The sequence below is a fragment of the Herpetosiphon geysericola genome (genome assembly GCF_001306135.1).
GTDB classification, from domain to species: domain Bacteria; phylum Chloroflexota; class Chloroflexia; order Chloroflexales; family Herpetosiphonaceae; genus Herpetosiphon; species Herpetosiphon geysericola.
Map to the genome: position 1 here is coordinate 75,823 of NZ_LGKP01000011.1, position 14,094 is coordinate 89,916.

The following is a 14,094-nucleotide window of genomic DNA, read 5'->3' on the forward strand; positions in this document are numbered from 1 at the left end:
AGGTTAAATAATTCAAGAGCGACGACGCTGGCGCTATTTACCCCAGCTACGGTTAAACGTGATTTTGCCGCCTTCAGCTTGCTTGATGCGATAAATCCAGCGCACAATTTGGTCGGCAGCAATAAACATAATCACTAGAGCTTGAATAATTTGAATTAGGTTGATCGAAATGCCAGTATTGACTTGCATCGCGCCTGCGCCAGTGCGTAACGCACCCCAGAACAGCGCTGCCGGAACAATCGCAATTGGGTTGCTCTTGGCCAACAAGGCAATTGCCAAGCTATCGAAGCCCAAGCCGCTGGAGAACACAGCCTTGAGGTTATATTCCAAACCAATGACTTGGCTTGTACCTGCCAGCCCGGCCAATGCGCCCGAAAGGCCCATTGCGCCAACGACCGTGCCGGTGATGCTCATGCCTGCATAGCGAGCTGCTTCTGGGTTTTCGCCCACAGTTTTAATTTCAAAGCCCTTGGGCGTGCGGTTCATCAACCACCAAATAAAGCCAACCATCAAAAATGCCAACACAATCCCCATGTGAATCCGTAGATCCCATGTGCTGCTAGTGGTCGTGAACAAGCGTGGGTACGCTTGGCCGCCAGTGAGGCTGGGGTCGGTGGCTTTGCTGATAATTCGTGGCAAAGCGGCATTTTCGTGGATGAATGGTGTGCGTTGCAAGGTGGCGCTTTTATCTTTCATCACGCCATTGATCAAATAATCCATCACTTGCAAGGCAATATAATTGAGCATAATCGTGGTAATAACTTCGTGGGCGCCAGTTTTGGCCCTGAGATAGCCCGGGATAATCCCCCATAGCCCGCCAGCGATAACCCCTGCCAGCAAGGCTGCTGGCAAGTGAATGATTGTTGGCAGCGAGGCAACCCCAAACCATTGGGGCATAAATGCTGCAACCGCAACACTCCCAAGCGCGCCCATCAACAATTGGCCTTCGGCCCCAACGTTGAACAAGCCTGCTTTGAAGGTTACGGCCACAGCCAAGCCTGCCAAAATGTAGGGCGTTGATTCAACCAAGGTATTGCTCATGGCAACCGGAATCGAGCTTGGATTTGTCCAATCGCCAAATGCGCCAGAGAACAGCCCAGTAAAGGCGCTCAAGGTCACGCGTAGGCGTTCGGGCAAGGTGCTAAAAAACCAATCGCTGCGGCTGCCGTACAGACTGAGATCAAAGGCTGGGAGTTTGTTGCTAGGAATCGAAACAAACACGATCACTGCGCCGATTAAAACTGCGGTTAAAATTGCCAACAGCGGCACAATCGCTTCGTTGAGCCAGCCAAAGCGCCGTTTGCTGGGCTTTGGTTCAGTGGTTGGTTTGGTTTCAGCGGGGGCTTGTTGCTCATTAGACATTAGCTTGCTCCTGAATACCGGCCATCAACAGGCCAACGCGCTCGCGCGTAGCTTCGGCAATCGGGAGAATGCCAACTATTTTGCCATGATACATCACAGCAACGCGGTCGGCTAAGGCCAGAACTTCATCAAGCTCTGCCGAAACCAATAAGACCGCCAGCCCTGCATCGCGCTGTTTAATAATTTGATTGTGAATAAATTCGATCGAGCCAACGTCAATCCCCCGCGTCGGTTGCGAAGCAATCAGCAAGCGATTTTTGCGGGTAAATTCACGGGCGACAATAATTTTTTGTTGATTCCCACCTGAGAGCGAGCCAGCAGTTGTGGTTGCGCTGGGCGTGCGCACATCAAAGGTTTCAATCAATTCTTTGGCATTTTCGTCAATCGCTTGGTCGTTGAAGGTTAAGCCTTTGGTAAATGGTGGTTTGTAATAGGTTGAAAGCACCAAATTATCACGGATGCTATAGCCAAGCACCAAGCCTGTACCTTTGCGATCTTCGGGAATGTAGGCCACGCCTTGTTCAGTAATCGAGCGCGGCGGGCGATTGGTAATATCCTTGCCAAGCAACTCAATCGAGCCACTCGGTAAGGCTTGCAAGCCCGTAATCGCCTCGACCAACTCAGTTTGGCCGTTGCCTTGCACGCCAGCAATCCCCAGCACTTCACCTGCATGGACATCAATTGAAACATCATCAAGCACGGTGAGACCGCGATCGTCACGTAGATTGAGGTTGCGTACTTTCAGCACCACATCGCCAGGGTTGGCCGCAGTTTTATCAACTTTCAAGACAACATCGCGGCCTACCATCAGCGCTGCTAATTGACCTTCGCTGGCAGTTTTGGGGTCGGCGTCGCCAACAACCTTGCCCCGACGCAAGACGGTAATTCGGTCGGCAACTTCGCGCACTTCGCGCAATTTGTGGGTAATAAAAATCAGCGCCTTGCCCTTATCGGCCAATTCGCGCATCACCCGAAAGAGGTCATCGGCCTCTTGGGGCGTCAATACAGCGGTTGGTTCATCGAGAATCAACATATTGACGTTGCGATAGAGCGCCTTCAAAATTTCGACCCGTTGCTGAACACCAACTGGCAGATCGCCAACGATCGCATCTGGTGGCACGGCCAAGCCATATTGCTCCGAAAGCTCGCGCACTCGTTGGCTGGCTTCCTTGGCATTTAACACTGGGCCTTTGCGTAATTCGGTGCCAAGAATAATGTTCTCTGTGACGGTTAGGGTATCGACGAGGGCATATTCTTGGTGAACCATGCCTAAACCAAGCCCAATTGCATCAGCAGGATTTTTGATCTTGGCCAACTTGCCATTAATCAAAATCTCGCCTTCATCGGGATCGTAGAGGCCATACAAGATATTCATGAGGGTGGATTTACCCGCGCCATTTTCACCAAGGAAGGCGTGGATTTCACCGGGGAGCAGGGTAAAAGAAATATGGTCGTTGGCCAAAACCCCGGGGAATTGCTTGGTGATATTGCGGACTTCCAACGCAGGTACGACGTTCGCGGTCACACAAGACTCCTAGTTAATCAAAAAGAGGCAGCATTGCCTCAAATATGCAGAACAACCACGTTGTTGGCTGCCAAAAGTCTGGCCAAACGGGTGCTTGGTTGTTCGAGTTGCTGTGTTTCGATGCTGTGATAATACCACACAAAAGTAAAAGGGCTGCGTCATTGCTAACGCAGCCCTTCCACGGGTTTGTGCCTTGCGGCAACAGTTTAGTTCAAGGTAACGCCGGTTTTGATTGAACCATCGGCCAAGCCCTTCTTGATTTCGTCAAGTTTAGCTTTGGCATCTGCTGGCAAGGCTGATTCTGCATCGTGGAATGGAGCATAGTCAATCCCGCCGTTTGCAGCGTTGCCTAAGTATACGCCACCTTGGAACTTGCCATCGACAACTTCCTTGACCACATCGAACACTGCGTTGTCAACGCGCTTCATAGCGCTGGTGATCAACTTAGGTGCTGGGCCTTTTTTGAAGGTGGTGTTGTATTCGTCTTGGTCAACACCAATCACGAATACATCGTTGTCAGCAGCGGTCTTGATGGCGCCTGAGCCAGTTTGGCCGCCAGCACCGAAGATGACGTCTGCGCCTTCAGCGATTTGGGTCTTAGCAGCTTCACCGCCAGCGGTTGGGTCGGTGAATGAATCGATGTACACTTTGCTAACAACGATGTCTTTGTTGACATACATTGCGCCAGCTTCGTAGCCAAGGACGAATTTCTTGACCGCAGGAACTTGTTCCTTGCCACCAACAGCACCGATTTTGCCGCTCTTTGAAACCATTGCAGCCAAAGCGCCAGCGATGAAGGCTGATTCGTCTTCTGAGAAGACCAAGCCCTTGACATTTGCCAATGCTGGTTCGTAAGCGAAGTCAACAATTGCAAACTTCAAGTCTGGGTACTTGGCAGCAGCAGCCTTGATTGCATCGCCCATCAAGAAGCCTACGCCGATGATCAAATCGTAGCCTTGGCTCGCGAATTGTTCAATGTTCTTTTCGTAGTCTTTGGGATCGATGGTTTCGATGTAGTCGATCTTCACGCCAAGTTCGGTTTCGGCCCGTTTCAAGCCTTCGAACGCGAATTGGTTGAAGGTACCGTCATCAACTTTACCAACATCGGTTACCAAACCGATTTTGATTTCGCTGGTTGCGCCGCCGCCAGTGGTTGCTTCGGCGGTTGCTGCCATGGTTGCAACAGCGGTTGCTTCGGTTGCAGCGGTTGGCTCAGTTGCAGCAGTTGCGCTTGGTGCAGCTGCTGCGGTGGTTGCCGTAGCTGCTGGAGCGGTGGTTGCAGCGGTTTCGGTGCCACAAGCAGCCAAAACTGGAACCATCAAAACCAACAACATCATGAACGCAATAATGCGTTTGTTCATGGGAGGACCCCTCCTAAATAAAAGTGTATCTGTAGTTCCCCTAAAACCATGTCACCCGCAGTGCGTGGGGAATGATGACATGCATCGGCGTTGATTATAACATAACCCGTCGGACACAGAACATAGAGCAAAGAACATAGAACATAAAGCAGAAATCAAAAGTCAGAAGTCAAAAATCAAAAATCAAAAGGCAGAGCAACGAACAGAGAGCAACGAACATAGAACAGAAGGCAAAAATCAAAAGCCAACAGCCCATAGCCCATAGCCACACTTCATGTTTCGCAATCGTTTAGAATTAGGCGCAAAGCAATGAAGTATAGTAAAGAGCATAGAACATCGATAAGGATGAAGTAAGAAGGATGAGGGATGAACGTAACATCAAAAGGCAGAAGGCAAAAATCAGAAGTTAGAACAGAAAGGTAAGAGGGAATAGGATCGAATCAAATCAATCTGTGCAATCTGTGGCTAAAAACGTTCTTCGCGATCTTCGCGTCCTTCGTGGTTTCAATCTTCGCGATCTTCGCGTGCTTCGCGGTTTCCTACTTCGTGCCCTTTGTGAATCATAAATAATCTGGACTCTTGCTATAAGGAGCTTGCATGGACGATTTACTGGTAATTGGCGGCGGCTCGGCGGGCATAACCTTTGCCAAATTTGGCGCTTCGTTGGGCGCAAAAATTACCATAGTCGAAGCCAATAAACTTGGTGGCGATTGCACTTGGACTGGCTGCGTGCCCAGCAAAAGCCTCATCCACGCTGCCAAAATTGCCCATACAGCGGCGACTGCTGCGCGCTATGGCATTGCCGCCCAGCCAAGCATTGATTTTGCCGCAGTAATGGGCTATGTGCGTTCGGTGCAAGAGCAAATTTATCAGCACGATGATGCGCCCGAGGTGTTGCGCAAAGCTGGCGCGCGGGTTATCGAAGGTCGGGCTCGCTTTTATGATGACCAAACCGTGGAAGTTAATGGCGAGTTGCTGCGAGCCAAACATTTTTGCATTGCCACCGGCTCGCATCCCAAAATTCCAGCAATTGCTGGCTTGGCCGAGGCTGGCTACCTTACCAATGAAGATCTTTTTTTAGTAGATGAATTGCCCAAGCGAATTCTTGTGCTTGGTGGCGGGCCGATTGGCTGTGAGCTAGGTCAGGCCCTATTGCGCTTGGGCGCAGAAGTCAGCCTGATTCAACAAGGCTCGCGCCTGTTGCCCAAAGATGATCATGCCATGGGCGCTGCTTTGGCTCAAGCCCTCAAAGCCGAAGGCCTGCAAATTTACCTCAACACCAAAACCCTTAAGGTCGAGGTCAACGCCGGAGCCAAGCAGGTCACGATTCAGACTGCGAATAACGAGCCACAAACCTTGGTGGTTGATGCGATTTTGGTGGCCGCTGGGCGCACGCCGAATTTACATAACTTAGGCTTAGATGCAGCGGGCATTTTATACGATCCTGAACGCCGAATTCATGTTGATCAGTATTTGCGCACCAGCAACCCACGGGTCTTTGCCTGCGGCGATGTGATTGGGCGCTATCAATTTACCCATGTTGCGGCCCAAGAAGCGGGAGCCGTGCTGCGCAATGCACTTTTTCCTGGTCAAAGCGCCATGAAATACGAATTAGTGCCTTGGGCAACCTTTACCGACCCCGAAGTTGGTCATGTTGGTTTGAATGAAGACCAAGCGCGAGCCAAATATGGCAGTAGCTTGCGCGTCTACGAGTTGCCGTGGAGCGCCAACGATCGGGCGCGCACCGAGGATGCAACCCAAGGGTTTACCAAAATTCTGGCGGTTGGCCGCAAAGAGCAGATTGTTGGGGTGCATATTATCGGTCAAGGCGCAGGCGATATGATCAATGCAGCGGTGTTGGCGATGGGTACTGGCGTTAGCGCCTCAAAGCTTGGCGGCTTGATTAACGTCTATCCTACCCGCTCGCAAGGCCTTAAAATGACCGCCCAACGCTCGTTTACGCGCTGGCTCGAAAAACCATGGCTGCAACGGGCCTTGCGCTGGTACTTCCGTTAGCATTCGCCTTGGGTTATGCAAAACCTAGCAGCAAAAAAGCCCCTCGCCCACGCAATGTAGGCGAGGGGTTAAGGATTAAGGTACGGCAACGCCAAATGCGCCGCTCGTCAATTGTTGCTCGGCTCCAGTTTCAACATGAATTTGCCAAACGCCATTACTACTATTATTCAGTAAATATTGGCTATCACTCGACCAAAAGGTCAACGAGGCAGCATATTGGTCAAAATAGGGCAAGACATTTAAAAACTGGCTACTTGGGGCAAACGATTTGAGCCGCTTAACGCTCCCCGACGTTACATCGAGCACTTCCCAGTGGACTTGCACGCCAGTTTGGGCTTGGCGGCTAACCTGTATAATTCCTGCATTGCCGCTTGGTCCACGCGGTTTGGCATCAGCAACCAACAAGGCGACCGAATGCCCATCAGGCGACCAGAAAAAGGCCAATGGGCGCGCGGTTTCGAACGTTTGGCTCTTGCCAGTCGCAATTGTTTGAATCATCAGGCCCGAACGACTCTGAATGCCAAAGGTTTGGTAGGCCACTTTGGAGCGGTCGGGCGAAAGCACAAACATAAAGCCATCGCTGGTTGGCTCGCTCAAAGCCCGTTGTCCAGTTTGATCGATCTGCATCAATTGGTTGATATTGCCATCAGCCACCACAACCACGCGTGCAGAGCCATCAGCATTCCACGCAGGCGCTTGAAAATCGCCAGCAATTTCGCTAAAAAAAGTCAGATCGTTGGATTGGAGTGAGTGCAGCGCGGTGCTGCCAACCGGAGTGCCTCCGCCCGTGTGCAACAGCAAGGCGCTACTATCTGGCTTCCACGCAAAATACGATGGCTGACCATCACGCACTTTATGCGCTGTTTGCGAGCCATCAGCTGGCACAACATACAATTCCATGGTCGTGCCTGCGGCCAAAAAAGCCAAGCTTTGGCTATCGGGCGACCACGCAAGATAAAAAGGCCGCAAATTGAAATCGCTAAAAATGCTACGGGCTGGGCTGCCATCAAAGGCTTGAATTCGAATTTCGCTTTGCTTGGGGCTTAGTTGAATATAGGCGACGTGTTGGCCGTCGGGCGCAGGTGTAACTTGGGTGTATTGAATGCTGGCTGAGGCATCATTGGTGAGCGTTAATGCTGGTTTGCTGGCCGTGATCAGCTGCAAATTGCCTGTTTGATCTTGGACTAAGGTTCGATTGGGCTTAACCGCTGGCGCTTCGCGTTGCCACCAGCCAATACCTACCGCCACACTAAGCCCGACAACTCCACCGATTAACAGTAGCCAACGAATGCGTCGTCGCATGACATCGCCTCCTATTAAGTTGTATCGCTCAATAAATCTCCAATTAGTCCGCTCAATGGTATAGGATTAAGCCTATCACGAATCTGCTTACGAGCCACCTAACTAGGCCTTTTTTAACCTAGGACTATTGCGCTATTTTGGGCTGAACCTATGTTTTGCTTGAGCTATCCAAAAGTCGTGTTTTTGGATACATGGCTTAGCAGGCGCTTGTGCTAAAGTTGCAACACCGCTCGATTCTACCTAAATGTTGCTGATTTTTCCTAGCCAAGGACTGTTGTGATGCTTGCTTTTCAACCTAGCAGCCACGAATTAAATGAAGCTAGTCTGGTTGCCGGGTTGCGCCAACGCGACGATGCAGCCTTTAATTATTTTTTGCAAACCTTCGCCCCACAGTTGCAACGGCTTGCTCGACGCTATGTTTACTCCGATGATGAAGCTGATGATATTGTGCAAGAAAGTTTTATTCGTGCAGCTGAACATATCAATCGCTTTGAAGGCCGTAGTAGTCTTGGCACATGGCTGCATCGGATTACGATTAATGCTGCGCTTGATTATCGCCGTCGCCAACGACCTCAAACCAACTTGAATGAACTGGATGAGCGCATGAGCGTTGGCGATTTGGGCGATGCAACGCTTTTAGCTGAATTAAGCCAATATATTTATGCAGCCTTGGAAACGCTGCCAACTCGCCAACGCATGGCAATTAGCCTTTGTTATTTGCAAGGAATGACCGCCCAAGAGGCTTCACGCTCATTAGGCATTAGCCCCGATACGGTTTACGGCTATTTGCAACAAGCCTTCCCAAGCCTGCGCCGCGCTTTGGCCTGCTATATCAGCGAAGTGTGAAACACCTTTTTACTTTGCGCGTATAGCTGCTGCAACATCCATCGGCGGCAGTTCCCGCAAGGAGGTGTCCTATGCAAATCACTCTTATGTTGATGTTGTGTGTCGTTGGAGCACTCGCACTGGTGCTGGGGGAAGCCCATATGGTGCGGGTTCCAGGCAGTATCCAGCCGCTTTCCCTCATTGGTTGGCGTTTGGCCGTTTATATGATGTTAATTCTTGGCACGTTAAGCATTATTGCAGTATTATGATACCGATGTGCTGATCTATACATCGGCTCATTGCCCCCGCGGCAATGAGCTTTTTTTTGACAAAAACCATATTATTGAGATATTATCTCTTTTATAAATGAGAATAGTATCAATTAGCTAAGGATTTAATTTTAATGCGTCGATATAGTTTCGTGCTCTTGCTGGTGATCTTGGTTGGCTGTGGCCAAAGTACCGCCACTGTTCAGCCAAGCCAAATTAGCCAAAGCCAACAGCAAACCACCACTGCCGATCAAGTAATGCCAACTGCCACGGCAATTGCCACCGAGCCAGTCAGCCAAATTCGTGTGGTCACGACCATGAGTATTTTGGCCGATGTGATCAAGCAAGTTGGCGGCGATCGGGTGATCGTCGATAATATTATTCCTTTGGGCGCTGGCCCAGAAGACTATCAGGCTACGCCTGGCGATAGCCAAAAAATTGCCGATGCCAACATTGTCTTTTTCAATGGCCACGCACTTGAGGAATGGCTCGAACCGTTGTTTGAAAATGCTGGCGGCAGCGAGCAACCACGGATTGAATTATCAGCAGGCTTTGTGGCGCTTGAAGATGAACATGCTGGTGAAGAGCATGCTGATGAAGAACATAGCGATGAGCACGCTCACGAAGAGGGCAACCCGCACTTTTGGCTCGACCCAACCTATGTTATGTCGTATACCGTGACGATTCGCGACCAACTAAGCGCCATCGATCCAAGTGGCAAAGCTGTGTATGCAGCCAATGCAGAATCTTATCTCGGCCAGCTCGAAGCGCTCGACCAAGAATTGCAAGGCTTGGCGGCCCAAATTCCTGCCGAACGGCGCAAATTGATCACCAACCACGATGCTTTTCCCTATTTCGCCAAGCGTTATGGCTTTGAAGTAGCTGGCGTATTGTTGGAAAACCCTGAAGCCGAGCTTTCTGCTGGCGATTTATCGACCTTGATCGAGAGCGTTAAGGCCAGCGGCGTGCCTGCAATCTTCTCAGAATCGCAGTTCAACCAAAAAACTGCCCAATTGTTGGCTGACGAAGCGGGCATTAAAACGATTGCCGTGTTGTATACCGACACTTTAGGTAGCGAGACAGCAACTAGCTATATCGCCATGATGCGGTACAATATGAATACTATTGTTGCTGCGCTCAAATAACGCACACGTGACGTATGCAGTGGCTATAGGAACAGCAGCGGCTGTTGCCTATAGCTTCTTGCGTTAACAAGGATTTTTCTATGGCAGCGGTTGCTTTCCCAGCGCATACTCGAGTTCAATCTGCCACGATTGCCCCAGCGCTTGAAGTTCGTCAACTTACGATTCGCTATGATCAACGCCCAGTCTTGAGCGATGTTTCGTTTCAAGCCCAAGCCAGCCAATTAATTGGGATTATCGGCCCCAATGGTGCTGGCAAAACCTCATTAATCAAAGCGATCTTAGGCTTAATTCCTTCGACTGGCCAAATTTTGGTGGCAGGTCAAGCCTTGGCCAAGCGTTCGCGCAAAGTTGCCTATGTGCCGCAAATTAGTGCGGTCAATTGGCGCTTTCCTGCCAGCGTGCGCGATGTTGTGCTGATGGGGCGCTATGGCCAGCTTGGTTGGTTGCGACGGCCCAAAAAAGCCGATTACGAGCTAGCTGAGGCGGCGCTTGAGCAAGTTAATATGCAGGATTTTGCCCAACGCTCAATCGCCGATCTTTCTGGCGGCCAGCAGCAGCGGGTCTTTTTGGCACGCGCTTTGGCCCAAGAGCCAGATGTATTGCTGCTCGACGAGCCAATTAGCGGTGTTGATGTGCCAACTCAAGAAGTGATTTTGCATCTCCTCCGCGATTTGAGCAATGCTGGCCGTACTTTACTAGTTACAACCCACCATTTGCAGCATTTGGAGCATCATTTCGATGCCTTGCTCTGTTTGAATCAACGCCTGATTGCCTATGGCCCGCCAACTGCGATTATGACTCGCGATGTGGTTGAGGCAACCTTTGGCCGTTCGTTAGTGCTGGTGCCAAGCCATGAACGGATTATTCTCGATTGCAACCATAGCAATTGCAGCGAAAAACCGGCGCTCACCAACAACGATTCAACAGCGAAGAATTAGCGGACTCGTGGCGCTTGGGTGGTGATTGAGCAGTTATTCCCGATCCCCGACCCCTAACCCCCGATCCCCAACTCAAAAAGGTTCTCGACCGATGAAATGTACTGATTTATGGAACTGTGTCGTAGTTCCGTTACAATTTGCGCCGACCCAACGTGCTCTGGTTGCAGCGATTCTGATTGGAATTCTCTGCTCGGTAGTAGGTGCGTTTGTCGTGCTGCAAGATTTATCGTTTATTGGTGATGCATTGGCTCATGCCTCGTTTCCTGGCGTGGTGATTGCCTCGATGCTGGGCTGGAATATTGCGCTTGGTGGGGCGATTTTTGGGGTTGCCACAGCCTTGGGTGTTGGCTGGATCACCCGCCGCTCCAAAGTGAGCCTCGATACCGCAATTGGCGTGTTATTTGCTGGCATGTTTGCACTGGGCATTTTTCTACTTTCGCGTAACCGTGGCTACAACAAAGAGCTATTTGGCTTGCTGCTCGGCGATATTCTGGCGGTACGCCAAAGCGATCTCTGGACGATCGTTGGGGTTGGTGGCTTGATTTTGGTGGTGATTGCAGCGCTCTACAAAGAATTGGTGCTGATGACCTTTGATCGCACGGCGGCAGCAGCCCAAGGCTTACCGGTTGGCTTCTTGCACTATTTGTTGCTCAGCATTATGGCGATCACGGTGGTGGTGGCGATTCAAAGCATCGGGATTGTCTTGGTGGTGGCGATGTTGGTCACGCCTGCGGCAACTGCTTCGTTGGTGGTGCGCCGTTTTTGGTCGATGATCGTTTGGGGTTCGTTGCAAGGCTTGGTGGCGGCAACAATTGGGATTTACGTTTCGGCCTATATCGATGGCGTGCCAACTGGCTCGTCGATTGTGTTGGCGCATACGGCAATCTTTATTATTGTGTTGTTGCTTGCGCCGCGCAAAAATGCCTTGGCTGGGCTGTTTCAGCGCAAGGTTGCCGACTAACTAGGCAATATCGTTGCTGAAAACCACATTGGCCTGCTGCTAACAATATTCCATGTTCCACATGCACTGATTCTTTGGTAGGATACGATCTTACTATCACGCATGAGGACTGCTTATGGCCGATTTAACCTTGAACCACGATCAAATTCTTTTAGGGGATTGTCGTGATGTTCTTCCATCACTGCCACCAGCCAGCGTTGACCTCATTTTCGCTGACCCGCCCTATAATTTACAATTGCGCGGCGATTTATTGCGCCCCAACATGACGCATGTTGCTGCGGTTGATGATGCTTGGGATTCGTTTCGTGATTTTTCAGCCTACGATGCGTTTACGCGTGCTTGGTTGCAAGCGTGTCAGCGGGTTTTGAAAGATAATGGCACGATGTGGGTTATTGGCAGCTATCATAATATCTATCGCGTTGGTGCAATTCTCCAAGATTTAGGGTTTTGGATATTAAACGATATTGTGTGGATTAAGCGCAATCCAATGCCAAATTTTCGTGGTGTGCGCCTAACCAATGCCCATGAAACATTAATTTGGTGTGCTAAATTACCTGGCCAAAAGTATACCTTTAATTATCATGCCTTACGCCATTTGAATGACGATAAGCAAATGCGCAGCGATTGGGAATTTCCGTTGTGTACGGGCAATGAACGCTTGCGCATCAACGGCAATCGCGTACATAGCACCCAAAAACCAGAAGCTTTGCTTTATCGCGTTTTGTTAGCCAGTTCAAATGTCGGCGATGTGGTGCTTGATCCCTTTTTTGGTACTGGAACGACCGGCGCGGTGGCCAAACGCTTGGCCCGCCACTACATTGGCATCGAACGTGACCCAAGCTATGTCGAAGCTGCGCGAGGCCGCATTGCGGCGATTGACCCACCAACCAACATTGCTGCCCTCGAAGCCTTGCCAAGCAACAAGCGGCGGATTCCCCGGATTCCGTTTGGCAATTTGTTGGAGCATGGTTTGTTGCAGGCTGGCCAACAACTGTGGTTTAATCGTGATCCAGCCTTGGTTGCAACGCTCTTGGCCGATGCTTCGCTGCGCATGGCCGATGGCACGCGTGGCTCGATTCATAAACTTGGCACAATGTTGACTGGCCAGCCAAGTTGTAACGGTTGGGAACATTGGTTTTTTCAAGCTGCTGATGGAAGTTTGGCCTCAATCGATCTGCTGCGCCAAGCGTTGCGGCAGTTAAGTGAGCAAGCCCCAGATGCTGATGATTACAGTGGTTTATGACGATTAATCTTGCTGCTGCTGTGCGCGCGCAAGCCGCCAGTTTAGGTTTTAATTTGGTTGGCATCACGCCAGCACGCCCATCGCCAACCTTGGCTGCCTATCAACAATGGGTTGAGGCCGGAATGTATGGCGAGATGGGCTATTTGGCGCGACCTGATCGCCAAGCGCGACGCCAAGATCTGAATGTGATTGTGCCGAATGTGCGTTCGTTGATTATTGTGGCGCTCGACTACCGCACGTTGCCAATTCCCGCCAGCCTGCTTAATGACCCCAGTCGTGGGCGAATTGCGGCCTATGCCTGGGGCATTGATTATCATGATCTGATGACTCCGCGCTTGCAAGAATTGGCCAACTGGTTGCAAGCCCAAATTCCTGATCCTGTGCAGCAGCGGGTTTATGTGGATACTGGGGCGATTTTAGAGCGTTCGCATGCGCAGCAGGCAGGCTTGGGCTTTATTGGCAAAAACACCATGCTAATTAGCCCACGGCGTGGCTCATTTTTCTTTTTGGGCGAAATTCTGACGAGCTACGAATTTACTGATTACGATCAGCCAGCGCCAACGACGATGTGTGGCTCGTGTAGTCGCTGTTTGCGGGCGTGCCCAACCCAAGCCTTTCCCAAGCCGCATGTGCTCGATGCGCGGCGCTGCATTTCTTACCTCACAATTGAATATAAAGGCTCGATTCCGCGCGAGTTACGCCCACAAATGGCCAACTGGATTGTTGGCTGTGATGTGTGCCAAGATGTGTGCCCGTGGCAGCGTTTTGGGGTGCAAAGCCAAGAAGCGGCCTTTTTTCCAATCGATCACGACCGAGCTGCGCCAAGGCTGGCCAGCCTATTAACCTTGGATGCAGCCAGTTTTAGCGAGCGCTATGGCGAGGCCGCGATTAGTAGGCTTAAGCGTGATCGTTTGGTGCGCAATGCCTGTATAGCTGCTGGCAACTGGCGCGACCCTGGTATTTTGCCCTTGCTTGCACCATTGCTGCACGATGCAAGCGGCCTGGTGCGCGAGCATGCCGCGTGGGCGATTGGCCGTAATTTTGATGATTCAGCCATCACATTATTGCAGCAAGCCCTCCAAACCGAAAGCGAGCCAAGCGTGCGCAGCGAATTGCTACAAAGTTTGCATGAACGCTAGAACTTTTG

Annotated in this window: 12 protein-coding genes; 8 read left to right on the top strand and 4 right to left on the bottom strand. The window is 50.8% G+C overall.

All coding sequences use genetic code 11. The annotated features are described in order from the left end of the window. Nucleotides 1-33: 33 nt before the first annotated feature. From SE18_RS05605 to SE18_RS05615, 3 genes are all read right to left on the bottom strand, one after another. Nucleotides 34-1,362, bottom strand: coding sequence for an ABC transporter permease (locus SE18_RS05605; protein WP_054533446.1), 1,329 nt, complete (start codon nt 1,360-1,362; stop codon nt 34-36). Continuing rightward, the gene (locus SE18_RS05610) at nt 1,355-2,887 is read right to left on the bottom strand and encodes an ABC transporter ATP-binding protein (RefSeq protein WP_054533447.1); all 1,533 of its coding nucleotides are present in this window, start codon (nt 2,885-2,887) and stop codon (nt 1,355-1,357) included. Before SE18_RS05610 ends, SE18_RS05605 begins: the two co-directional genes overlap by 8 nt. A 206-nt stretch (nt 2,888-3,093) precedes the next feature. Further along, nucleotides 3,094-4,248: a BMP family lipoprotein gene (locus tag SE18_RS05615; RefSeq protein WP_054533448.1), complete on the bottom strand. Its 1,155-nt coding sequence runs from the start codon at nt 4,246-4,248 to the stop codon at nt 3,094-3,096. A gap of 597 nt (nt 4,249-4,845) precedes the next feature. On the opposite strand from SE18_RS05615, the gene SE18_RS05620 reads away from it, so the two are divergent. Continuing rightward, nucleotides 4,846-6,264 (top strand): dihydrolipoyl dehydrogenase family protein, encoded by a 1,419-nt coding sequence (locus SE18_RS05620; protein ID WP_054533449.1) that lies wholly within the window; start codon nt 4,846-4,848, stop codon nt 6,262-6,264. Nucleotides 6,265-6,339: 75 nt separating this feature from the next. On the opposite strand, the gene SE18_RS05625 is transcribed toward SE18_RS05620, so the two are convergent. Next, on the bottom strand, nt 6,340-7,566 hold the full coding sequence (locus tag SE18_RS05625) for a hypothetical protein (RefSeq protein WP_054533450.1): 1,227 nt from the start codon (nt 7,564-7,566) through the stop codon (nt 6,340-6,342). Between the two features lie 279 nt (nt 7,567-7,845). On the opposite strand from SE18_RS05625, the gene SE18_RS05630 reads away from it, so the two are divergent. The 7 genes from SE18_RS05630 (at nt 7,846) to queG (ending at nt 14,086) form a co-directional block, all read left to right on the top strand. Further along, on the top strand, nt 7,846-8,412 hold the full coding sequence (locus SE18_RS05630) for an RNA polymerase sigma factor (protein WP_054533451.1): 567 nt from the start codon (nt 7,846-7,848) through the stop codon (nt 8,410-8,412). Nucleotides 8,413-8,483: 71 nt separating this feature from the next. Beyond that, nucleotides 8,484-8,660: a hypothetical protein gene (locus tag SE18_RS27400; RefSeq protein ID WP_160319474.1), complete on the top strand. Its 177-nt coding sequence runs from the start codon at nt 8,484-8,486 to the stop codon at nt 8,658-8,660. Nucleotides 8,661-8,794: 134 nt separating this feature from the next. Next, nucleotides 8,795-9,805, top strand: coding sequence for a metal ABC transporter substrate-binding protein (locus SE18_RS05635; RefSeq protein WP_054533452.1), 1,011 nt, complete (start codon nt 8,795-8,797; stop codon nt 9,803-9,805). Nucleotides 9,806-9,885: 80 nt separating this feature from the next. Then, nucleotides 9,886-10,743 (top strand): metal ABC transporter ATP-binding protein, encoded by an 858-nt coding sequence (locus SE18_RS05640; RefSeq protein ID WP_054533453.1) that lies wholly within the window; start codon nt 9,886-9,888, stop codon nt 10,741-10,743. Nucleotides 10,744-10,834: 91 nt separating this feature from the next. Further along, nucleotides 10,835-11,704: a metal ABC transporter permease gene (locus tag SE18_RS05645; protein ID WP_054533454.1), complete on the top strand. Its 870-nt coding sequence runs from the start codon at nt 10,835-10,837 to the stop codon at nt 11,702-11,704. A 115-nt stretch (nt 11,705-11,819) separates the two neighbouring features. Continuing rightward, nucleotides 11,820-12,947 carry a site-specific DNA-methyltransferase gene (locus SE18_RS28310; protein ID WP_054533455.1) on the top strand — a complete coding sequence of 376 codons (1,128 nt, stop codon included), beginning with the start codon at nt 11,820-11,822 and terminating at the stop codon, nt 12,945-12,947. Continuing rightward, nucleotides 12,944-14,086 carry a tRNA epoxyqueuosine(34) reductase QueG gene (gene queG / locus SE18_RS05655; protein ID WP_054533456.1) on the top strand — a complete coding sequence of 381 codons (1,143 nt, stop codon included), beginning with the start codon at nt 12,944-12,946 and terminating at the stop codon, nt 14,084-14,086. Before SE18_RS28310 ends, queG begins: the two co-directional genes overlap by 4 nt. Nucleotides 14,087-14,094 lie beyond the last annotated feature (8 nt).

What these genes read in the sequence shown, in the direction of transcription:
- SE18_RS05605 (WP_054533446.1), bottom strand. Translation starts at nt 1,362, where the DNA reads ATGTCTAATGAGCAACAAGCCCCCGCTGAAACCAAACCAACCACTGAA.
- SE18_RS05615 (WP_054533448.1), bottom strand. Translation starts at nt 4,248, where the DNA reads ATGAACAAACGCATTATTGCGTTCATGATGTTGTTGGTTTTGATGGTT.
- SE18_RS05620 (WP_054533449.1), top strand. Translation starts at nt 4,846, where the DNA reads ATGGACGATTTACTGGTAATTGGCGGCGGCTCGGCGGGCATAACCTTT.
- SE18_RS05625 (WP_054533450.1), bottom strand. Translation starts at nt 7,566, where the DNA reads ATGCGACGACGCATTCGTTGGCTACTGTTAATCGGTGGAGTTGTCGGG.
- SE18_RS05630 (WP_054533451.1), top strand. Translation starts at nt 7,846, where the DNA reads ATGCTTGCTTTTCAACCTAGCAGCCACGAATTAAATGAAGCTAGTCTG.
- SE18_RS27400 (WP_160319474.1), top strand. Translation starts at nt 8,484, where the DNA reads ATGCAAATCACTCTTATGTTGATGTTGTGTGTCGTTGGAGCACTCGCA.
- SE18_RS05635 (WP_054533452.1), top strand. Translation starts at nt 8,795, where the DNA reads ATGCGTCGATATAGTTTCGTGCTCTTGCTGGTGATCTTGGTTGGCTGT.
- SE18_RS05640 (WP_054533453.1), top strand. Translation starts at nt 9,886, where the DNA reads ATGGCAGCGGTTGCTTTCCCAGCGCATACTCGAGTTCAATCTGCCACG.
- SE18_RS05645 (WP_054533454.1), top strand. Translation starts at nt 10,835, where the DNA reads ATGAAATGTACTGATTTATGGAACTGTGTCGTAGTTCCGTTACAATTT.
- SE18_RS28310 (WP_054533455.1), top strand. Translation starts at nt 11,820, where the DNA reads ATGGCCGATTTAACCTTGAACCACGATCAAATTCTTTTAGGGGATTGT.
- queG (WP_054533456.1), top strand. Translation starts at nt 12,944, where the DNA reads ATGACGATTAATCTTGCTGCTGCTGTGCGCGCGCAAGCCGCCAGTTTA.